The sequence below is a fragment of the Mesorhizobium sp. M0590 genome (genome assembly GCF_040320905.1).
Taxonomy (GTDB): Bacteria; Pseudomonadota; Alphaproteobacteria; order Rhizobiales; family Rhizobiaceae; genus Mesorhizobium.
This window is the reverse complement of the sequence record NZ_JAMYQN010000001.1, coordinates 338899-359171: the sequence shown is the minus strand read 5'-3', so window position 1 is coordinate 359171 and position 20273 is coordinate 338899. Positions and strand designations below refer to the sequence as shown.

Here is a 20273-nt window from a genome sequence, read left to right as displayed (position 1 = left end):
ATGCAAAAGTGTTGGCAACCCCGAAGCCGTCCGCGATCGACGCATCGACTGCCAGCTGCAACGGCCGAAAAGCATCTTGTGGAAGCGGTGGCGTGCGTGGTCAATGTCGTCCGGCGGCGGCAGACCGCGATGCGGAGACGAAACATGATCGCCAATGTGCTGGTCGGGCTGGTGGCCGTGATCCACCTCTGCATCGTCTATCTTGAGATGGTGCTGTAGGACACGCCGCGCGGCCATATGGTATCCAGGCTGACGCCGGAATTCGCCAGGGCCTCGAAAGTGCTCGCGGCCAATCAGGGGCTTTACAACGGCTTTCTCGCAGCCAGCCTGATCTGGGGCTTTACCTCGGCGAAGCCGGTTTCCAGTAGTCTTCTTCCTGCTCTGCGTCGCCGTCGCCGGCCTTTACGGCAGCGACGGCGGGCCGTAAAATCCTGTTCATCGAGACAGTGCCGGCAGCGCTGGCGCTGATTGCACTGGCGGTGGGCTAGCGCATGATCCCTGAACCGAAAGCTGGAACGGGATCATGCGCAAATCAATTGCCACAGCGCCGGGCACTGCGGCCGATTTCAGCCGCCTGGATAAGTTGGGCCATAGCCGTTGGGATAGTATCCGCCATCGGCGCCGTTGCCGATGAGGAAGGCACTGCCGGTGTCAGCGCGCAGCTTTTGGCTGACATCGTCGAGCTGCGCCAGCAACTGCTGATATTGCGTGCTCGGCATGGTTCCATCGCGTGCGGCCCTCTGGGCGGCCCGATCGAGTTGAGCGACCTGCGTGCGCAAGTCACGTGCCTCGCCCGGCTCGAGCTTGTTCGCCCGGATGGCGCCCTGGATACCCGTCTCCACGCTCTGGATCTGATTGATCAAGGCCGTCGCACGCGGGCCGGCGTAAGCGCCAGCAAACGGAACGGCGAGGAGCAGTGTGGCGAGCGTAGCAGTCCTGAGATTCCTGGGAGCGAAGAAGCGCATGGTTGCGTCTCCTTTACTGGGGAAGGCGGTGGTTGGGAGGGTCCTGCCTTCCGGCCGCGGGCCGTCAGGTTCCGTCGCGTCGCGATGAGCGGTTCCACCGCCGGCGGTTCTCGGCCCATGACCAAGGCTAAAAGGCCATGGCGGCAAAGTGTAATTAAAAAAAGGTAATTTTTTCAGCTCTTGCCGCTGCCCACCAGTGCCCTAAATGCCGCCGACTTGAGCCGGCTCGACCTGGCGCATGATACAAGAAGGCTTGCAGATCACCGCTCGGTCAGCTTCAACTCGATGCGGCGGTTCTTGTTGCGCGCCTCTTCGGTATCGGCGGGGTCCAGCGGCTGGAATTCGCCGAAGCCGGCCGCGACCAGCCGGTTGGCCGGCACGCCGTTCTCGATCAGGAACTTGACCACCGATGTCGAGCGCGCCGTCGACAATTCCCAATTGTCGCGGTAGCGGCCGGTGCCGGAGAGCGGCTTGTTGTCGGTGTGGCCGTCGACGCGCAGCACCCAGTTGATCTCCGGCGGGATTTCCTTTTGCAATTCGATGATGGCATCGGCGAGCTTCTTCATCTCGACCTTGCCGGCATCGTTGATCACCTCGGAGCCGGTCGGGAAAAGCACTTCCGACTGGAAGACGAAGCGGTCGCCGACGATGCGGATGTTCTCGCGGTCGGCAAGAATTTCACGTAAGCGGCCGAAGAAATCGGAGCGGTAGCGGTTTAGCTCCTGCACGCGTTGCGCCAGTGCGACGTTGAGGCGGCGGCCGAGATCGGCGATCTTGGTGTTGGATTCGCGGTCGCGCGTTTCGGACACGTCGAGCGCTTGTTCGAGCGCTGCGATCTGCCTGCGCAGCGCCGAAATCTGCTGGTTGAGGATCTCGACCTGGCTCAGCGCCTGCTGGCTGATCTGGCGCTGGCTGTCGAGCTCGCCGGAAAGTGCCGTCGCGCGCTGGTTGGCGGCATCGCCGGCACCGGCGCCTTGCGCCAGCAATTGCTCGAGCCGGCTCTTTTCCGCCTCCGATGTAGACAGCGATGCCTGCAAATTGGCAAGGGTGTCCTCCTTGTCCTGCGTCGTCGAGCGCTCCAGCGCCAGAAGCTGGGTCAACTCGTTGATCTGCGAATTGAGGCGGTTGAGCACCGTGTCCTTGCCGGAGATCTCGCGGCCGAGCAGGAACTGCGCCAGCACGAAAACCGTGAGCAGGAACATGATCGCCAACAGCAGCGTCGACAGCGCATCGACGAAGCCCGGCCAGTAATCGATGCGGCGGTCGGAGCGCCGGCCTCGTGCCAACGCCACGTCAATGCACTCCAGGCTTCTTCAAGGCGTCGGCGATCTTCTCCAGGGTGTTGCGCATCGCCTTCTGCTCGTCGGACTGGGCCTCGACCCAGTCGCGCATGATCTGCTGCTCCGAGCGCATGTTCTTGACCAGGCCGGAAATGCCGTCGGCGAGATTGGCCATGGCGGTGGCGACGCGCGGATTGGAGCCGCCGCCATTCTCCTGCAGAGTGCGCAGCTTTTCCGACAACAGCCGGATTTCCTCGGAGGGTTCGGTCTTGGCCGCGTCGGCAACGACGATGTCGGAGGACAGGTCGGTGACCGAGGACAGCCAGTTTTCGAGTTCGGTATAGAAGCGCGTCTGGGCGCGGCCGGCCTGCAGGTCGAGGAAGCCGAGCACCAGCGAGCCGGAGAGGCCGAACAGCGAGGACGAGAAGGCGGTGCCCATGCCGGCCAACGGAGCGGAAAGCCCCTGCTTCAGGGATTCGAGCACGGCCGCGGCATCGCCGGTGCCGGGATCGAGCGACTCGATGGTTTCGCGGATCGAGCCGATCGTGTTGAGCAGGCCCCAGAAGGTGCCGAGCAGGCCGAGGAACACCAGCAGTCCGACAAGGTAGCGCGACGTGTCGCGGCTTTCGTCGAGCCGGGTGGCGATCGAATCCAGCATGGTGCGCATCGAACTGGTCGAGAAAGCAATCGTCGAGGAGCGGCCGATCATCGCCTTCATCGGCGCCAGCAACACCGGTTCGGTGGTTTCGGAACCGGCGCGGAACGAGTTGACCCAGCGCACCTCGCGGAACAGCCGGCCGACCTGGACGAAGGCCAGCAGGATGCCGACCGCCAGCACACCGATGATCAGGCCGTTGAGGCCGGGATTGGTGACGAAGGCGGTCGAGATCTGGCGCGTCAGGATGGCGGCGATAAAGGCCACGATGAACAGAAAGATCACCATGGTCAGCAGAAACACCTGCGGGCTCGACAATTTGTGCGGATCGTAGATCAGAACGTCGGAGCGCCTGCCCATGCCGAAGGATCTGAGAAGAGTCATCCGTGCCCCGTTTCCGATGCCGTCGCCGCCGATCAATTTGTGTTTGCGACTCTAAACGGAATTGTGACGAAATTGAATGGCGCTTGGCAATATTGCCACTGTCCGCGACCGGAGGTCAAAGCCGGTTGATGACCAGGCAGTCGACCATGGCGGCCAGATGCAGGCCGGCGCCGGTGACGACAAAGCCATGCCACAGCGCATTGTGGAAGCGCAGGCCCTTCCAGGCGAAGAAGATCACGCCACAGGAGTAGACGATGCCGCCGGCAACGATGAGCGCGATCGATGTCGCCGGCAGCGTCCGCACGAGCGGCTCCACCAGAACGATACCGCTCCAGCCGATGGCTAGGTAGAAGACGATCGCCAGCCGGTCGAAACGGCCGGGAAGAAAGACCTTGATGGCGATGCCGACCGCCGCGGCGGTCCAGACCAGGACGATCATGGAAACGGCCAGCGGCGAGCCGCCGAGCTGGGCCAGGAAAGGCGTGTAGGTGGCAGCGATCAGCAGATAGATCGCGGCATGGTCGAAGCGCCGCAAAATCCATTTTGCCGGCGACGACACCGGCCAGACATTATAGGCCAGCGAAACCGACAGCACGGTGAGCAGCGAGACTACATAGAAGGCGGCGGCGACGTATTCGCCGGGGCCGGTTCGATAGGCGGCCAGTGCCAGCAGCGTCGAGCCGGCAGCGATCGCTAGCACGATGCCCACGGCGTGGACAATGCCGTCGGCGATGATCTCGGCGCGCGAGTAATGCCAGCGCCCCATAAAGGGAATGTCGAGCTGGGAGAGTTCGCTCTGGGGTTGGGGCCGGCTGTTCGTCATCGATGATCCTGCGCCACCTTATCTGGGCGGTCGCGGGACAGTATTTCAAGCTTTGGTTGCGGTTTTGCGACTGCGGCGGTTCAGCGCGGCGTGCCTCTCAGCCGGCTGAGAGTGGCCTTTTGATAGTCTTCAACAGCGCGCGCTGGATGAGTTCGTTGCCGGCGACCAGGGAACCGGCGTTCAGCACATCCTGTCCCCCGGCGAAATCGGAGACGAAACCGCCCGCCTCGCGGATCAGCAAAATGCCGGCGGCGACATCCCAGGCCGACAGGCCGGTTTCCCAGAACCCGTCCATGCGGCCGGCGGCGACGTAGGCGAGATCGAGCGAGGCGGAGCCGAGACGGCGGACGCCAGAGACCTCGGCCATGACATTGCGCAACTCGATGAGGAAATTGCCGTGCTGGCCACGCCCGAGATGCGGCATGCCGCAGCCGATCACCGCATCGACCAGCTTGGTGCGGCCGGCGACGCGAAGCCGGCGGTCGTTCATGAAAGCGCCGCCGCCGCGCTCGGCGGTATAGAGCTCATCCATCGCCGGATTGTAGACGACGCCGGCGACGATCTGGCCCTGGCGCTCCAGCGCGATCGAAACGGCAAAGAGCGGAACGCCGTGCAGGAAATTGGTGGTGCCGTCGAGCGGGTCGACGATCCAGCGGTGCTGGCCGTCGTCGCCCTCGATCACGCCGCGTTCCTCCATCAGGAAGGCGTAGCCGGGCCGCGCCTTGGAGAGTTCGGCAAAGACGATGTCTTCGGCCTTGCGGTCGGCCTGGCTGACATAGTCGCCCGGCCCCTTCATCGAGACCTGCAGGTTCTGCACTTCGCCGAAGTCACGCGACAGCGAGCGGCCGGCCTTCATTGCGGCCTGGACCATGACATTGAGGATCGCGGAACGCGCCATTGCTGTTCTTCCTGTCGCTGCGCCTATTTGCCTTGACGCATGATCTTATCCAAAAAGTCTGCAACTCTTTGGGATCACGCCTTAGTCGGCGCGGCGCACGTAAGTGATTTCGTTGGTATCGACGATGATGCGCTCGCCCGAGCCGATGAACGGCGGCACCAGCACGCGGATGCCGTTTTCGAGTATCGCCGGCTTGTAGGACGAGGCTGCCGTCTGGCCCCTCACCACCGGGTCGGCCTCGGTGATGGTCAGCGTCACCTGGTCGGGCAGCGAAATGCCGATCGGCCTTTCGTCATAGAGCTGGACCGTCACCATCATGCCGTCCTGCAGGAAGGCGGCGCGATCGCCGACGAACTCCTTTTGCAATTCGAGCTGCTCGTAGCTTTCGGTGTCCATGAACACCAGCGCGTCGCCCTGCTCGTAGAGGAAGGAAAAATCCTTCAGATCGAGCCGGATCTGCTCGACCGTCTCGGCCGAACGGAAGCGCTCGTTGAGCTTGGTGCCGTTGATCAGGTTCTTGAGTTCGACCTGGTTGTAGGCGCCGCCCTTGCCGGGCTTGACGGTGTTGGTCCTGACCGCCACCCAAAGGCCGCCATCGTGCTCGATGACGTTGCCGGGACGGATTTCGTTGCCATTGATCTTGGCCATGGTGAGGTGATCCGGAAATGAGATGATCGCCGCAAAGGGCAATTTGGCGCCTCCAAGACCACAAATCGCCAGCAGAGGCAAGGAGCGCCTTCCGATGAAGCGGGAACGAAGCTGGCCCGGCAGCGCGGCGTGGCGGCCTCAGTCCGTCCTGACAGTCGCGGTGACGGCCTCGGTCACTGCGTCGGCGACCTCTCTCAAAAGATGCAGGTGCGGCGAACGCAGGACGACAATTCGCAGCGACAGCTCGAGGCCGGGAGCGTCGACCAGGGCAATGCCCTGCGGCAGCTTTTCCCGCAGCAGCCGCCTGGGCAGCAGGCCAAGGCCTTGGCCTCGACGAACCCAGTCGATCTGCAGCGCGCTGTCCTGAATCTCGGCGCCGACAGTCAATCTGTTCCCGCCCTCAGCAAGGGCAGCCGTCAGCCGCCGGCGCGCGTCGCAAGGCTCAGGGCTGAGGATCCAGGGCATGGTCTTGACGTCGGCTTGCCGGACAGTGCTTTCGGCAGCGATGACGCCGAGGGCCTCGGTTCCGACAACGCCGTCGCCAGCTTTGGAATTGCTGCCGTCCAGGATGACGGCGAGGTCAAGCTGTCCGCGCTTGTGCTGGTCGGCCAACTCAAGGCTCCAGCCGCTCTTCAGACGCAGCGAGACCTTCGGAAACCGGGCCACGGCATCACCAATGGCGGCGGCCACGGCTTTGTCGCAAAGTCCATGCGCGAGGCCGAGCCGCAGCAGGCCCTCCGGCTCGTCGCCCTTGGCGAATGATCTCAGCGCGGCGACGGCGGCGAGAATTTCCTTGCCGCGTGCCAGCACCTCTACGCCGGCCGGGGTCAGTCGCGACGGCTTTAGCCGGCGGTCGAGCAATTCCGTGCCGAGCATCTCCTCCAGCCGCTGGATCTGGCGGGTGACGGCCGGCTGCGTCAATGGCAGGCGTTGCGCCACCTTCTGAATCGAACCCTCCTCGGCAAAGAGGGCCAGTGTTTTCAGTTCTTCAAGCACGACACACCCGAACATGTCATAGAAGCATAATTATCCTGAACATTATGAATTTGAAATCCGATGGATGGCAAGCGATTTTCTTCCGGCAGGACCCCAGCTGGAAAGGAACGACGATGAAGGCGATCGAATTGCAGAGCCCGGGCGGCCTCGAGAACCTCAGAATGGTCGAGCGGCCGATGCCTGAGCCAGGGCGCCAGGAGATGATTGTGAAGGTCAAGGCGACGGCGCTGAACTACCGCGATGCCGAGATCGTTCGCGGCAGCTATCACACGAAGTTTGCATTGCCGCTGGTGCCGCTGTCGGACGGCGTCGGCGAAGTCGTTGCCATCGGCGCCGAGGTCAGCCGGTTCAAGATCGGCGACCGGGTCTGCGGCACGTTCTGGCAGCGCTGGGTCGGCGGCAGTTTCGCCATGGCCGAGCCATCCTATCAACGTGGCGGCCCGATCGACGGGCTGCTCAGCGAATTTGCCCGGCTCGACGAACAGGCGGCGGTGCTGGCGCCGGCCAATCTGAGCGACCTCGAAGCGGCGACGCTGCCATGCGCCGGCGTGACGGCATGGCACGCGCTGTTTACGGAGGGCAGCGTCAAACCCGGCGACACCGTGCTTTGCCTCGGCACCGGCGGCGTTTCGCTGTTTGCGGTGCAGTTCGCCGCCGCTGCCGGGGCGCGCGTCATCGTGACGTCGAGCAGCGACGAGAAGCTTGCGCGGGCAAAGCAACTTGGCGCGCAGGATGGCGTGAACTATCGCAGCGTCCCCGATTGGGCATCGGCCGTGCTGGGATTAACGGATGGCCGCGGCGCCGACCATATCATCGAGGTTGGCGGACCGCAGAGTTTTGCACAATCGCTGAGGGCAGCGGCGCGCGGCGCCCAGATCAACGTCATCGGCTATCTCGGCGGCAGTGACGGCGCCATCAACCCGCTCGACATCTTCCGCCGGCAGGTCCGGGCGCGAGGCATACCGGTGGGCTCACGCGAATCCTTCGAGGCGATGAACCGCGCCATTGTCGTCAACCGGTTGAGACCGGTGATCGACCGGGTCGTGCCATGGAGCCGGGCCGCCGAAGCCTTTCGGTACCTTGAACACGGCTCTCCCTTCGGCAAGGTCGTGCTCGATCATACGCAATGAGTCCGCCTGATGAGCCTGGTGCAATGAGTCGCGAGACCGCGGTCAGGGCAGGCGGTTGGCCCGTTGCAGCGCCTGCTGCGTCTGCTCGTCGGTCAGGCCCTGCAGGAAATCGTCCATCTCTTGGTCGATGAGCCCGGCGCGGCGGGCGACAACATACCAGGCGCCGGCGAGGATCAGATCCGGGTCGGTGCCGATGCCGTTCATGTAGAGCTTGGCGAGACGGTTCTGGGCGGCGACATTGCCGCCCTCGGCGGCCTGCTTCATCCAGTTGAAGCCGGATTTCAGGTCGCGGGCGCCGCCGCGCCCCTCGATCATCCAGGTTGCGAGATCGATCTGTGCCGTGTCGTAGTTCTGCCGCGCGGCCTGTGCCAGCAGGCCGCGGGCGCGGACATCGTCGCGCGGCTTGCCGCCGGCGCCATTGGCGTAGACCTGTGCCATCGCATATTGTGCGTCGGCAAGCCCGGTCGCGGCAGCGCGCTCGTAATAGGACACGGCTTTGGCAATACCGGCATCGCCGGGCTCCTGTTCGACCATCAGCTGCGCAAAATTGAACTGCGCCAGGCGGTTGCCGGCCTCGGCGGCGGCCTGCATCAGCGCATAGGCTTCCTTCTCGTCCTTTTTGACGTAGCGGCCGTCGAGCAGCATCAGCGCATACTGGAATTGCGATTCCGGCACGCCCTGCTCGGCGGCAAGCGCATACCACTTCGCCGCCCCTGCCGCGTCGACCGGCACGCCGAGGCCGCGCGACAATATCTCGGCCACCAGCGTCTGTGCCGCCGGATCGCCGTTTTGAGCGCGCGAAAGCGCAAGGTTGTAGGCCGTCTTGTAGAGCCCGCGCTGAAAGGCGCCGTAGGCAGCGTCGGACGGCTTTGCGCCGAAGCGGTCGGGGTTGATGGTATCGGCCGACGGCAACGGGGCGGTGGTGGCGGGCTGCGGCAATTGTGCGGCGATGGGCTTGTCGGCAGGTTCGCTGGAATCCGGCCTGGGCTGCGGCAGCGGAACGGGTTCCGCCGCTATCGCCTGCGTCACGGCCGTTGCAAGAAAGGCGCTGAAAAGGATTTTCCGCGAGAGCACGTCAGTCCTCGAAGCGCGGCGCGGTTTCGTCGAGCAGCGCGTTGGCGGCGGCGACCGCCATCTTCGGATCGACGCCGTCGGTGAAAACGGCGCTGGACAGCGCCACGAATTCAGCGCCGGTGGCGGCGACCGCTTCCACCGAGGCAAGATCCGATCCGGCCATGACGATGCAGGGGATCTGGATGACGTCCGCCCACCATTGCCCGAGCGACAGGTTGCGGGGGTGCGGCTCAGGCTTGTTGTCGTAACCGAAACGGCCGAAGAAAATGTAATCAGGCCTGACCTCGCCGAGTTCCAGCGCATCGTCGCGGGTCTTGGCGCCGCCGGTGCCGACCATCATCCTGGCCTGGAAGTGTTCGATCGTTTCGGCGAGCTCGTCCTTGCCGACCTCGACATGGATGCCGTCGGCCTGGACACGGCCGGCGATGCGGGTGTCGCCGGCAATGATGACGGCAATGCCGGCCGCTTGCGCCACCGGCACGATCTGTTCGGCAAAGGCTTGGAAAGAGGCCTCGTCCATACCGTTTTCCGGCAGAATGAGCGAGGCGACGTCACCGCCGTCGAAGGCCGCGGCGATGCGCTCGGCCGGCACGTTCGGCGGCGCGATCAGCACGATACGGCAGCGGTTGGGCGGCGTTGCGTCATTCATTGGTGTTCGATCCCGGTTATCGCCTATGCCGGGCGAAGATGGTTGCATTGCGGCATAGAGCAAAGTGCGGGGATTGAACAGGCGGCAGGGGGATCACGATTGCCGTCAATGATTCCATAGGGCTCGGCGCATGACTGCCGTTGGCCGAAATTCTCCTCGCCTGGTCGCTTGCGGCCCTACGCAGGCACCTTCGATTTCCACAGCGACCAGCCGAGATTCGTGCCGGCCGCGGCGACCAGGATGGCGGCGGCGCCGACGATCTGCGCCGGATGCAGCCGATGGCCGAAGGCGACGACATCGACGAGGATGGCGACGACGGGATAGATGAAGGACAGCGATCCCTGCAGATGCGTCGGCAGCTTCTGGATGGCGCCGTACATGAGGATGTACATCAGACCGGTATGGACGATGCCGAGTGTCGCCAGCATGACCCAGCTCCGCGCATCGACGGGAAGGTGGGTGAGATTGGCGAAGGGTGCCAGCATGAGAACGCCGACGCAGACCTGGATCAGGGCGATCAGGTGCGGCGGCGTGCCTTTGAGCTTCTTGGTGACGATAGCCGCAACGGCCCAGAAGAAAGCCGCGGCCAGCGCCATCGCAATGCCGGTAAAGTAATCCGTACCATGATCGCCTGCATCGGGCGCGGCCTGCACGATCAGCAGCATGCCGGCGAAGGCGATGCCGAGCCAGGTCAGCTTGGTCACCGTCAGCCGTTCGGAGAAGAAGAGCGCGCCAAAACCCACCAGCATAAAGGGCTGCGTATTGTAGACAGCCGTGGCGATCGAGATCGACGCGCGGGAAAACGCGCTGAACAGCAACAGCCAGTTGATAACGATGGCAGCACCGCCGAGCGCCGCGATCGCGACAATGCGAAGCGACAGCCTGCCGCGCAGCAGTCCCAGCGCCGCGCAGATGATCAGCAGCGTTACCGCCCCGAAAGCACAGCGCCAGAACACCACGTCCATGATGGGTTGGCCGGAAAGCACGACGAACCAGCCGATCGTGCCGAGGATCGCCATCGCCGCCGTCATTTCGATCGTGCCGCGTACCGTGTTGTCCATGGATGCTCCTGAAATCCGTTGAGATTTTATAATCCCACAGCGGATCGGGTCTTTCCATCACTTCTAGTTGGTGATATGCATGATGAACCTCATTAAATTAGGTAAACATCGGCTTTTTCTTGGAATTGTAAAATGCTGGACGAGCTCGACAGAAAGCTCCTCGATATCCTGGTCAAGGATTCACGGACCTCGCTGAAGGAACTGGCGCTGCAGGTCGGGCTGTCGTCGCCAAGCGTTTCGGAGCGGCTTCGGCGGCTAGAGGATCGCGGCGTCATCCGCGCGTTCACCATCGACATCGATCCGCAGGCGCTCGGCTACGCCTTGCAGGCGATCGTTCGCATCCGGCCATTGCCGGGCAAGCTGCACATCGTCCAGAAGCTGATCGAGGAAATCCCGGAATTCGGCGAATGCGACAAGGTGACGGGCGATGACTGCTTCGTTGCCCGGCTGTTCGTCCGCTCGATCGGCGAGCTCGACGGGATTCTCGACCGCATCGCCGACAAGGCCGAAACCAGCACGGCCATCATCAAGGCGCAGCCGATCCGGAGACGCCCGCCACCGCTCGACATGCCAAACATGTGACGGGTTCGGTGGCGTGGCCCAAGTATTTGCGGTCGCGGTCCGATCATTTCTGGTTTATTCCAGAGATCACTTTCCCTCCAGCGTCCTTTCCCATGTCAGGCCTGCTCGTCGATCCCTGGTTCTATGCCGCGGCCATTCCGGCCGTCATCCTCGTCGGCCTGTCGAAAGGCGGCTTCGGCGGCGCCGTCGGCTTTGTCGGCGTGCCGTTGATGGCGCTGACCATGCCGCCGGTTCAGGCTGCCGCAATTCTTCTGCCAATTCTGTGCCTGATGGACATTGTCTCGGTGTGGACGTGGTGGGGCATCTTCGACCGCAAGATGCTGGCCGACATGATGCCGGGCGCCGTGATCGGCATCGCCCTTGGCTGGCTGACGGCGGCACTTGTAACCGAAGAGATGGTGCGGCTGATCGTCGGCGCGGTTGCCCTGATCTTCGTGCTGCGCTGGCTCTATTTGCAACTCCGCCACGGTGCCGGCCACGCGGCGGAGCCCAACCGCGTCGCTGCGGGCTTCTGGGGTACTGTTGCCGGGTTCACCAGCTTCGTCGCCCATGTCGGCGGCCCGCCTTTTCAGGTCTATGCGCTGCCGATCAGGCTCGATCCGAAGGTGCTGTCGGGCACCGCGGCGATCTTTTTCGCCGTTACCAATGCGCTGAAGCTCATCCCTTATTTCGCGCTCGGCCAGTTCGATACCACCAATTTGACCGCGTCGGCGGTGCTGATGCCGCTGGCGCCGCTGTCGACAATCGCCGGCGCCTGGCTGGTGCGGCGGATGCGGCCGGAGCTGTTCTATCCCTTCACCTATGCGACCGTGGCAGTCGTCGCGGTCAAGCTTCTGTGGGACGGCATCGCCGGCCTCCTGTAAGACGGCGGCCCCATTCGGCCGCCGCCGGATTCCTTACACCTCAGGCGGCACTCGGCAGCAGCTGCCGCGTCCTGCCAAGCGCCAGGGCAATGCCGGTTGCCAGTACGAGCGCCATGCAGCCCAGAATGGTGATGTCGTGCAGCGTCGGCTTCAGCACCATGTCCGCGATGATCACCAGCATCACCGAATAGTCGAAGCGCGCGGCGCTGAGGACGCGCTGGCCCTGGGCAAGCACTGCCGGCGTCACGCCCTCCTTGGCGATCATGCCTGCCATGCGGTCGGCAGTCGGCTTGAAGATGAACATGCCGATGCAGAAGGTCGTCGCATAACCGGCAAGGCCGATCAGCACCCACAGATCGGAAAAGCCGATCCAGAAGCCGCACATGATGAGCCCGAAGAGCAATGTCAGCATCGACATCGGCGCGAAGAACCGGTTGCCGAGCTCGCCGGTAGCGCGCATCGCCTGCAGCATGCCTTCGACGTTTCCAGCGCGGTCGGCGCGTACCGCGAGCAGCATCAGCGTGAAGCCGCCGCCGACCCAGAGGATCGCCGAGACGATGTGCAGAAATTTAACGGCCGAGTACCAGTCCATTATTCGCTCCTTGAGAGATTTGATGATTTGCCGGAGCGCAAGGTTTGCTCCGCCTCGTTGCGAGGAGCGGGCGTTTACCGCGGCGCCTGTTTCGGAACGATGTCGCGCGGCGAGCGGATCTGTTTCGGTATGTCGGTCACGACCTGGAGGAAACATGGCGCAAGCGCGTCGCCCCGACTTTCCAGCCGGTGGTGAGAACGGCAGCTTAGCCAGTCAGCTGTGCTGTTACGGCACAGATGCTGGGCGCTTGATCAAGAAATATGCCCCGCGTTAAGGCTTCGTTAAGCTTTACAGGCGTTTACTATGTCCATCCAGTGATCTGGATTCTTACCGAGTGGTTGGAGCCACTTTGTTTGACGCCTCCCTGTTAAACTCCTGAGAGCCGCCTTATCCGCGGCTCTTTTTTTGTCCGCCGGCATGGGCGTCCTTCCGGCTAAATGCGGCCGTTAACCGTTTGTTAAACATGTGCTTGCCTTCGCTGGCAGCGAAGCGCATTTTCAAGCTTCAGTCGTTTAGGCTGCCGGATATGGCGGCCAAGAGCCGAATCGGCCGGCTGTCAGGCAAGTGCAGGGGCGTAGCGATGAACGAGCCTTCGAAGGCGAGCGCGAAAACCATCAAGCTGGCGGAGCGCCGGGTTTTCTCCCAATCCTTCAAGCCGCTCTATCAGGAAGGCATGGGCCTGGTCGAGCAGGCGGCCGAATATCTCGACGGCAAGGGCCGCGCCGAGGCCAAGAAGCTGTCGAGGCTGGCGGCGACGCTTTATGCGGCCGAATCGATGCGGCTGACTACCAGGCTGATGCAGGTCGCCTCGTGGCTGCTTTTGCAGCGGGCGGCGAATTCCGGCGAGATGACCCGCGATCAGGTGGCCTCAGAAAAATCCAAGGTGCGTCTCGACACCGCCTCCGCGCATGAGGAGGCGCCCGGCTGGGCCGAGCTGCCGAAGGATTTCATCGACCTCGTCAACCGTTCGCTGCGGCTGCAGGCGCTGGTGCGCCGGATGGACGAGGAGATCTATGGCGGCCTCGCCGAGGTGCCGCCGTCGAGCCGTCGCGTCAATCCGGTCTCAGACCAGATCACGCTGCTAAACACGGCTTTCGCCCGCGGCTGAGAGAACGTTTCATAATTCTACTCCGGCGACCATCTAGACTAACCGCGAAGGGATGGGCTCGCGATCATCAGGCGGGGAGAATCACGCAGCAGCAGGCGCGATCCGACCTCCACGATAGACCTGATCGCTGGGAGCAGCTCCTGCCCCAATGACGTCAGCTCATACTCCACGGTCGGCGGCGATGTCGGCATCACGTGGCGTGCGAGGACGCCGCGCTCCTCGAGATCGCGCAACCTGCCGGTCAGCACCTTCGCCGAAATGGCTGGGATATCGCGGCGCAATTCGGAGAACCGGCGCGGGCCGTCGCTCAAGGACCAGAGCACCTCGGGTGTCCAGCACCCGCCAAGCAGCGCCATGCACCTCGACATTGGGCAGCCGGGAAGCGCCTTCACCTTCGTTCGCATCCTGAGGACCATCGCGCATCTTCCATGGGAGTTTCCAGTTGGTTACCGGAAAATGATGGTAACTACAAGATACGTGGTTTCCGATGGTAACGAGAGCCGCTATCTGAGGCTCTCAATCCATCCAACCACGAAATGGACAGAACGATGTACGCAATAACTGGAGCAACAGGACAGCTTGGCCGTCTCGTGATCGACGCACTGCTGAAGACAGTTCCGGCCAGCCGGATCGTTGCGGCGGTTCGTGATCCGGCAAAGGCCAGCGATCTTGTCCAACGCGGCGTAGTCGTGCGGGAGGCGGACTATAATCGTCCCGACACGCTCCCGATGGCGCTGGCCGGCGTCGATAGACTGCTGCTGATTTCCTCGACCGAAGTCAGCGGCCGCTTGCCGCAGCATCGGTCAGTGATCAAGGCCGCCCAACGGGTGGGGGTTTCGCTGATCGCTTACACGAGCATGCTGCATGCGGACACGTCTCCCGCGAGGCTCGCGGTCGAACATCGGCAGACGGAGGAGGTCATCGCGGCCTCCGGCCTACCCGCCGTCATCCTGCGCAACGGCTGGTACACCGAGAACCATCTGATGGCGCTCCCGGCGGCTCTGGAGCACGGCGCCTTCATCGGCGCCGCAAATGAGGGGCGCTTCTCGTCCGCGGCGCGGCAGGATTATGCCGAGGCCGCGGCCGTGGTGCTGACGAGCGAGGATCAAGCAGGGAGGACTTACGAGCTCGCCGCGGACCAAGCCTTCACGCTCGCCGAGCTTGCGGCGAAGGTCTCGCGGCAATCGGGCAAAGCGATCGCCTACAACGATCTTGCCGGGGCGGCCTATGAGGGTGTGTTGACAGGCGCCGGGCTGCCCGCCGATCTCGCCGCTATCCTGGCCGATGCCGACATTGCAGCCTCACGCGGAGCGTTGTTCGATGACGGCGGCGCCATGAGCCGGCTGATCGGTCGACCGACAACGCCACTGGAGAGCGTCGTTGCGGCAGCATTGCGCGGTTGAAACCGAGATGGCTGTCACATCCGCCAAAGGATCAGAGGACCGTCTGTCGCTCGCGCCAACAGTTATTCAAACGGCTAGACTAGCGCAGCCTTCTGCGCTTCCGGTGCTCGCGTACTTATGTACGCTCCGCTCCGGTTCTCGAAAACCACGCTATCTGTCTCGCCAGAGCGAATTCTCAAACATTCTCTAAACCAGACTCGGCTTGCTGTTTCTGGTTTGTTCACATTTCGCTGGCATCGCTGCTCGCCGGGGTTAAAGTTGACGGATGGGGGAAGCGATTCGCATCATCGGCATCGATCCAGGGCTGAGGCGCACCGGCTGGGGCATAGTCGAAAGCCTCGGCAATTCGCTTCGCTTCGTCGCTTCCGGCACGGTGCGGTCCGACGACAAGGCCGCGCTGGCGGTGCGTCTTTGCCAGTTGCATGACGGGCTCGCCGAGATCCTGCATGCCGCGATGCCGCACGAGGCGGCGGTCGAGCAAACTTTCGTCAACAAGGACGCGGCGGCGACGCTGAAACTCGGCCAGGCACGCGGCATCGCCATGCTGGTGCCGGCGCGTGCCGGCCTTGTCGTTGCCGAATATGCGCCAAACGCCGTCAAAAAGGCGGTGATCGGCGTCGGCCATGGCGACAAGAAGCAGATCCACATGATGGTCAAGGTGCTGATGCCGAAGGCGACTTTCGACAGCGACGACGCCGCCGACGCGCTGGCTATCGCCATCTGTCACGCGCATCACCGGCAGAGCATCGCCTACAGGATGGCGGCGCTGGCCGGATAAGTATGTTCTTGACTTGTTCTCCAGTGGGCAATAAGTAATACCAACGAGGTATTACCATGCGCGTTACCACCAAGGGCCAAGTGACCATCCCGAAGGAAATACGGGATCATCTGGGTATCGGCCCGGGCTCGGAGGTGGAGTTCGTCCCCACCGAGGACGGGGCTCGTGTCATAGCCGTCGACGAAAACATGTCGGAGGAGGAAGCCTCGCGCAGATTCAGCCAGATGCTCGATCGTATGGCCGGTACGCTGGATCTGGGAGGCATGACGACGGACGAATATATGGAATGGCTGAGGGGCCCACGTGAAGATCTCGACATTGATTGACACAAATGTCCTGATCGACGTTTGGGGTCCTGCCGGACGGGAGACGAAATGGTCGGCATCCGCGATTACCGCATGCCGGCGCGACGGCGCACTTGTTATCAATGCAATCGTCTGGTCCGAACTCGCGCCGTTGATTGCGACCGAACAGGCTCTTCGTCAAGCAGCCGACATGCTCAAGATGGATCGCGAATTCCTGCCGTGGGAAGCAGCCTTCCTCGCCGGTGTCACGCATTCCCGCTATCGCCGCGCCGGCGGCATTCGCGAACGAACGCTGCCGGATTTCTTTATTGGAGCCCATGCGGTTGTCGCCGGGCATCGCCTGCTGACGCGCAATGCCGCGCGCTATCGCGGCTATTTCCCGGACCTCGATATCATCTCTCCGGAAACCCACCCGGCATGATCGGCACGCTCAAATGATCGGCAAGCTAAAAGGCACGCTGGATGAGATCGACGAGGATTTCTGCATCGTCGACGTGCATGGCGTCGGCTATGTCGCCTACTGCTCGGCGCGCACGCTGGCGGCATTGCCGCGGCCGGGCGAGGCGGTCGTGCTGTTCATCGAGACCTATGTGCGCGAGGACATGCTGCGGCTCTATGGGTTCCAGTCGGTGCTGGAGCGCGAATGGTTCCGGCTGTTGATGAACAATGTGCAAGGCGTCGGCGCCAAGGTGGCGCTGGCCATCCTGTCGACGCTGGCGCCGGCCGATCTCGCCAATGCGATTGCGTTGCGCGATATCGCCATGGTCAGCCGTGCGCCGGGCGTCGGCAAGAAGGTGGCGGAGCGCATCGTCACCGAATTGAAGAACAAGGCGCCGGCCTATGCGGGCACTGCCTCCGGCACCATCGGCCTGAAGCAGGAGCTCGGCGAGGGCGTCGCCTCGGCGCCGATCACCGACGCCGTCTCGGCGCTGGTCAATCTCGGCTATTCGCGCGACACCGCCGCCAATGCGGTGGCGGCGGCGCTGAAGACGGCAGGCGAGGAGGCGGACGCGTCGAAGCTGATCCGCTTCGGGCTGAAGGAGCTGGCACGGTGAGACGTTGCCCGACAAATAAATTCCGACTAGGAACAAGAGCATGGTCGGATATGCAAGCTTGACCTCCAGGGGGCAGCTTACGATTCCAAAGAAAGTCCGGAACGAGTTGTCGCTCAAGTCAGGCGATACTGTTGCGTGGACGGTCGTGGATGGTCTCCTGATAGGAACGCCGCGCAATCTCGAATTTGCCGACCTCGCTGGATTTCTAGGCGATCCACCTGACGGGCCTGCTGCGCTGGAACAGATCGACGCGGTGGTAAGAGATGCAGTGGGCCGCCATGTTGTTGGCGAGGAGCACGGCGACGAACGAGAGGGTGCCGGGTGACGTTGATCGGTATCGATACAAACTTTTTCTTTCGGGCGGTATGCGCATGAGCCTTTCGCCACGCCTCATTGCTCCCGACAGACGCGGCGAGGACGCCGAGCAGACCTTGCGGCCGCAGACGCTTGGCGACTTCGTCGGCCAGGCGGCGGTGCGGGCCAATCTCAAAGTGTTCATCGAGGCCGCCAAGGGGCGCAGCGAAGCGCTCGACCATGTGCTGTTCGTCGGCCCGCCCGGCCTCGGCAAGACGACGCTGGCGCAAATCATGGCGCGCGAGCTCGGCGTGAATTTCCGCTCGACCTCGGGTCCGGTCATCGCCAAGGCCGGTGATCTGGCGGCGCTGCTCACCAACCTCGAAGACCGCGACGTGCTGTTCATCGATGAGATCCACCGGCTCAACCCGGCGGTCGAGGAAATCCTCTATCCGGCGATGGAGGATTTCCAGCTCGACCTGATCATCGGCGAGGGGCCGGCGGCGCGCTCGGTCAAGATCGACCTGGCCCGCTTCACGCTTGTCGCCGCCACCACCCGGCTCGGCCTGTTGACCAACCCGCTGCGCGACCGCTTCGGCATTCCGGTGCGGCTCAATTTCTACTCGGTCGAGGAACTCGAGCAGATCGTGCGGCGTGGCGCCCGCATCCTTGCCATGCCGCTCGGCGACGACGGTGCTTTGGAGATCGCCCGGAGGGCGCGCGGCACGCCGCGCATCGCCGGCCGGCTGTTGCGCCGAGTGCGCGACTTCGCCAGCGTTGCCGGCGACGGCCATGTCGACCGCAAGGTCGCCGACGAGGCGCTGACGCGGCTGGAGGTCGACGGGCTCGGCCTCGACGCGCTCGACCGCCGTTATCTGTCGATGATCGCACGGAATTTCGGCGGCGGGCCGGTCGGCATCGAGACCATCGCGGCCGGGCTTTCCGAGCCACGCGATGCCATCGAGGACATCATCGAACCCTTTCTGATCCAGCAAGGCTTCATCATGCGTACCCCGCGCGGCCGCGTGCTGGCGGCCAATGCCTGGCGGCATCTCGGCCTCGACGCGCCAAAGGACCTGGCGCAGCAGCAGATCAGCCTGTTCCAGGAAGAACCCTAAGTTCCGCTACCTATGGCTCGGTGCTGGCAGTTCCCCGGCCCAGCCCTCCAGGTCTTGATCATCGCCGGTCTATGCGCAAAACAGGTGTTGCTTGAAACAGGGCCTGTCGGGCCAAAAGGACAGCGCAATGGACGATCACGGTGAATCGGCATTGTCCGCCGGACTTTCCGGCGCGCTGACGGAATTCGGCCATCGACTGATGGCGCGGGTCTATTATGCAGACACCGATTTTTCCGGCGTCGTCTACCACGCGCGCTATCTCGAATTCTTCGAGCGCGGCCGGTCCGACTATCTGCGGCTGGCCGGCGTCCACCACACCGAGCTTGCCGACGGCAAGCATGGCGAGAAAATAGTCTGGGTGGTGCGGCGCATGGAGATCGATTTCCGCGGTTCGGCCCGCATGGATGACATCCTGACCATCGATACGCGCACCGACGAGATTTCCGGCGCCCGCATCGTCATGGCGCAGCAATTGAAGCGCGGCAGCGAAGTGCTGGTCGAGGCGCGTGTCGAAGCGGCGATCGTCGGCGAGAACGGGCGGCCGCGGCGCTTTCCCAAGGACTGGATCGCAGCCTTCATGCCCAGAACGCGCAAATAAAGGTTCAGAGGCGGACGATCCCGGAGCTCCCGGTCCAGGCCAGAATCGCGAGGCGGCCTATCAGGGCGCGGCAATGCGCCGCGCTGTACGTCCTAACCCATCCTTAACCATAACGGTCCATGAAGGGATTGGTTAAGATTGGGAGAATCCAAGCGCCTTCCTTTCACCAATATTTGCCCCGAAAAGGCCGCCAACGGTGCATTTGGGGTTATTCCGCAAGCCTAACGCGAACGGACCACAAGGGATGCCCATGGGCCAGCCGCCAGCCACGCCCGGAAAATCTTTAAGGACGTAACATGGAAAACATCGCTCTCGCCGAACCGGGCGCGCATTTATCGATTTGGGCCTTGTTCATGCAGGCCGGTTGGGTGGTCAAGCTGGTCATGATCGGGCTGCTTGGTGCCTCGATCTGGACCTGGGCGATCATCGTCGACAAGCTCGTCGCCTATGCCCGCATGCGGCTGGCGCTCAACCGCTTCGAACAGGTGTTCTGGTCGGGGCAGTCGCTGGAAGAGCTTTACCGCACGCTCGCCGACCGCAAGACGACCGGCATGAGCGCGATCTTCGTCGCCGCCATGCGCGAATGGAAGAAGAGCTTCGAGAAAGGCGCGAAATCGCCACTCGGCCTGCAGACCCGCATCGACAAAGCGATGGATCTGGCGCTGACCCGCGAGATGGAAAAGCTTGAAGGGCGGCTCGGCTTTCTCGCCACCACCGGCTCGGCGGCGCCCTTCATCGGCCTGTTTGGCACGGTTATCGGCATCATGACCTCGTTCCAGGCGATCGCCGCCTCGAAGAACACCAGCCTATCGGTGGTCGCGCCCGGCATCGCCGAAGCGCTGCTGGCGACGGCCATCGGCCTGCTCGCCGCAATCCCGGCCGTCATCGCCTACAACAAGCTGTCGTCCGACGCGAGCAAGATCGCGGTGCGCATGGAAGGGTTCGCGGATGAGTTCTCCGCCATACTCTCGCGCCAAATCGATGAAAAAGTCGCGCAGAAGGCTTGAGGAACGA

At 63.2% G+C, this 20273-nt stretch carries 25 protein-coding genes and 1 pseudogene; 14 read left to right on the top strand and 12 right to left on the bottom strand.

Going from position 1 to position 20273, the window contains the following annotated elements; translation table 11 throughout:
• Positions 1 to 144: 144 nt before the first annotated feature.
• Positions 145 to 488, top strand: a pseudogene (locus NKI52_RS01835) (DUF1304 domain-containing protein).
• A 78-nt stretch (positions 489 to 566) separates the two neighbouring features.
• Here NKI52_RS01835 and NKI52_RS01830 read toward each other — a convergent pair.
• From NKI52_RS01830 to NKI52_RS01800, 7 genes are all read right to left on the bottom strand, one after another.
• A complete protein-coding gene (locus NKI52_RS01830; protein WP_352454908.1) occupies positions 567 to 965 on the bottom strand; it encodes a hypothetical protein in 399 nt (132 codons plus the stop codon).
• A 260-nt stretch (positions 966 to 1225) separates the two neighbouring features.
• Positions 1226 to 2257 carry a peptidoglycan -binding protein gene (locus NKI52_RS01825; protein WP_352644574.1) on the bottom strand — a complete coding sequence of 344 codons (1032 nt, stop codon included), beginning with the start codon at positions 2255 to 2257 and terminating at the stop codon, positions 1226 to 1228.
• Position 2258: 1 nt separating this feature from the next.
• The gene (locus NKI52_RS01820) at positions 2259 to 3284 is read right to left on the bottom strand and encodes a MotA/TolQ/ExbB proton channel family protein (protein ID WP_023678019.1); all 1026 of its coding nucleotides are present in this window, start codon (positions 3282 to 3284) and stop codon (positions 2259 to 2261) included.
• A 115-nt stretch (positions 3285 to 3399) separates the two neighbouring features.
• The gene (gene trhA, locus NKI52_RS01815) at positions 3400 to 4107 is read right to left on the bottom strand and encodes a PAQR family membrane homeostasis protein TrhA (RefSeq protein ID WP_023678018.1); all 708 of its coding nucleotides are present in this window, start codon (positions 4105 to 4107) and stop codon (positions 3400 to 3402) included.
• Between the two features lie 97 nt (positions 4108 to 4204).
• Complete coding sequence (locus NKI52_RS01810; protein WP_352696866.1) at positions 4205 to 5005, bottom strand: inositol monophosphatase family protein; 801 nt, start codon at positions 5003 to 5005, stop codon at positions 4205 to 4207.
• A gap of 81 nt (positions 5006 to 5086) precedes the next feature.
• Positions 5087 to 5653: an elongation factor P gene (gene efp / locus NKI52_RS01805; protein ID WP_023678016.1), complete on the bottom strand. Its 567-nt coding sequence runs from the start codon at positions 5651 to 5653 to the stop codon at positions 5087 to 5089.
• A 138-nt stretch (positions 5654 to 5791) separates the two neighbouring features.
• The gene (locus tag NKI52_RS01800; RefSeq protein ID WP_198023577.1) at positions 5792 to 6649 is read right to left on the bottom strand and encodes a LysR family transcriptional regulator; all 858 of its coding nucleotides are present in this window, start codon (positions 6647 to 6649) and stop codon (positions 5792 to 5794) included.
• Positions 6650 to 6762: 113 nt separating this feature from the next.
• Here NKI52_RS01800 and NKI52_RS01795 point away from each other — a divergent pair, with 113 nt between their 5' ends.
• Entirely contained in the window at positions 6763 to 7779 is a 1017-nt protein-coding gene (locus NKI52_RS01795; protein ID WP_023678014.1) for a zinc-dependent alcohol dehydrogenase family protein, read from the top strand.
• Between the two features lie 42 nt (positions 7780 to 7821).
• Here NKI52_RS01795 and NKI52_RS01790 read toward each other — a convergent pair whose 3' ends face one another.
• The 3 genes from NKI52_RS01790 to NKI52_RS01780 form a co-directional block, all read right to left on the bottom strand.
• Complete coding sequence (locus tag NKI52_RS01790) at positions 7822 to 8853, bottom strand: tetratricopeptide repeat protein (protein ID WP_023678013.1); 1032 nt, start codon at positions 8851 to 8853, stop codon at positions 7822 to 7824.
• Position 8854: 1 nt separating this feature from the next.
• Positions 8855 to 9502, bottom strand: coding sequence for a thiamine phosphate synthase (locus NKI52_RS01785; protein ID WP_352569587.1), 648 nt, complete (start codon positions 9500 to 9502; stop codon positions 8855 to 8857).
• A gap of 176 nt (positions 9503 to 9678) precedes the next feature.
• Positions 9679 to 10563, bottom strand: a complete 885-nt coding sequence (locus NKI52_RS01780) for a DMT family transporter (RefSeq protein WP_352569588.1) — start codon at positions 10561 to 10563, stop codon at positions 9679 to 9681.
• A 132-nt stretch (positions 10564 to 10695) separates the two neighbouring features.
• Between NKI52_RS01780 and NKI52_RS01775 the strand changes: the two genes are divergently transcribed.
• Both NKI52_RS01775 and NKI52_RS01770 read left to right on the top strand, forming a co-directional pair.
• Positions 10696 to 11145 carry an Lrp/AsnC family transcriptional regulator gene (locus tag NKI52_RS01775; protein ID WP_023678010.1) on the top strand — a complete coding sequence of 150 codons (450 nt, stop codon included), beginning with the start codon at positions 10696 to 10698 and terminating at the stop codon, positions 11143 to 11145.
• 92 nt (positions 11146 to 11237) lie between these two features.
• Complete coding sequence (locus tag NKI52_RS01770) at positions 11238 to 12008, top strand: sulfite exporter TauE/SafE family protein (protein ID WP_352450835.1); 771 nt, start codon at positions 11238 to 11240, stop codon at positions 12006 to 12008.
• A gap of 40 nt (positions 12009 to 12048) precedes the next feature.
• Here NKI52_RS01770 and NKI52_RS01765 read toward each other — a convergent pair whose 3' ends face one another.
• Positions 12049 to 12600 (bottom strand): DUF2269 family protein, encoded by a 552-nt coding sequence (locus NKI52_RS01765; protein ID WP_352569591.1) that lies wholly within the window; start codon positions 12598 to 12600, stop codon positions 12049 to 12051.
• Positions 12601 to 13180: 580 nt separating this feature from the next.
• Between NKI52_RS01765 and rcdA the strand changes: the two genes are divergently transcribed.
• Positions 13181 to 13708: a protease adaptor protein RcdA gene (gene rcdA, locus NKI52_RS01760; RefSeq protein ID WP_352569592.1), complete on the top strand. Its 528-nt coding sequence runs from the start codon at positions 13181 to 13183 to the stop codon at positions 13706 to 13708.
• 38 nt (positions 13709 to 13746) lie between these two features.
• Here rcdA and NKI52_RS01755 read toward each other — a convergent pair whose 3' ends face one another.
• Positions 13747 to 14064: a winged helix-turn-helix transcriptional regulator gene (locus tag NKI52_RS01755; RefSeq protein ID WP_245274745.1), complete on the bottom strand. Its 318-nt coding sequence runs from the start codon at positions 14062 to 14064 to the stop codon at positions 13747 to 13749.
• 192 nt (positions 14065 to 14256) lie between these two features.
• Between NKI52_RS01755 and NKI52_RS01750 the strand changes: the two genes are divergently transcribed.
• The 9 genes from NKI52_RS01750 to tolQ all read left to right on the top strand — a co-directional run bounded on the left by NKI52_RS01750 (position 14257) and on the right by tolQ (position 20266).
• Positions 14257 to 15111: an SDR family oxidoreductase gene (locus NKI52_RS01750; RefSeq protein WP_023678005.1), complete on the top strand. Its 855-nt coding sequence runs from the start codon at positions 14257 to 14259 to the stop codon at positions 15109 to 15111.
• A 265-nt stretch (positions 15112 to 15376) separates the two neighbouring features.
• The gene (gene ruvC / locus NKI52_RS01745; RefSeq protein ID WP_023678004.1) at positions 15377 to 15889 is read left to right on the top strand and encodes a crossover junction endodeoxyribonuclease RuvC; all 513 of its coding nucleotides are present in this window, start codon (positions 15377 to 15379) and stop codon (positions 15887 to 15889) included.
• 56 nt (positions 15890 to 15945) lie between these two features.
• Complete coding sequence (locus NKI52_RS01740; RefSeq protein WP_023678003.1) at positions 15946 to 16215, top strand: AbrB/MazE/SpoVT family DNA-binding domain-containing protein; 270 nt, start codon at positions 15946 to 15948, stop codon at positions 16213 to 16215.
• A complete protein-coding gene (locus NKI52_RS01735) occupies positions 16193 to 16615 on the top strand; it encodes a type II toxin-antitoxin system VapC family toxin (protein WP_023678002.1) in 423 nt (140 codons plus the stop codon). Before NKI52_RS01740 ends, NKI52_RS01735 begins: the two co-directional genes overlap by 23 nt.
• Before the next feature lie 13 nt (positions 16616 to 16628).
• Positions 16629 to 17249, top strand: coding sequence for a Holliday junction branch migration protein RuvA (ruvA, locus tag NKI52_RS01730; protein ID WP_023678001.1), 621 nt, complete (start codon positions 16629 to 16631; stop codon positions 17247 to 17249).
• Between the two features lie 40 nt (positions 17250 to 17289).
• Positions 17290 to 17574 (top strand): AbrB/MazE/SpoVT family DNA-binding domain-containing protein, encoded by a 285-nt coding sequence (locus NKI52_RS01725; RefSeq protein ID WP_023678000.1) that lies wholly within the window; start codon positions 17290 to 17292, stop codon positions 17572 to 17574.
• A 46-nt stretch (positions 17575 to 17620) separates the two neighbouring features.
• Complete coding sequence (ruvB, locus tag NKI52_RS01720) at positions 17621 to 18661, top strand: Holliday junction branch migration DNA helicase RuvB (RefSeq protein ID WP_023677999.1); 1041 nt, start codon at positions 17621 to 17623, stop codon at positions 18659 to 18661.
• Between the two features lie 127 nt (positions 18662 to 18788).
• On the top strand, positions 18789 to 19259 hold the full coding sequence (gene ybgC / locus NKI52_RS01715; RefSeq protein ID WP_023677998.1) for a tol-pal system-associated acyl-CoA thioesterase: 471 nt from the start codon (positions 18789 to 18791) through the stop codon (positions 19257 to 19259).
• Positions 19260 to 19555: 296 nt separating this feature from the next.
• Positions 19556 to 20266: a protein TolQ gene (tolQ, locus tag NKI52_RS01710; RefSeq protein WP_023677997.1), complete on the top strand. Its 711-nt coding sequence runs from the start codon at positions 19556 to 19558 to the stop codon at positions 20264 to 20266.
• Positions 20267 to 20273 lie beyond the last annotated feature (7 nt).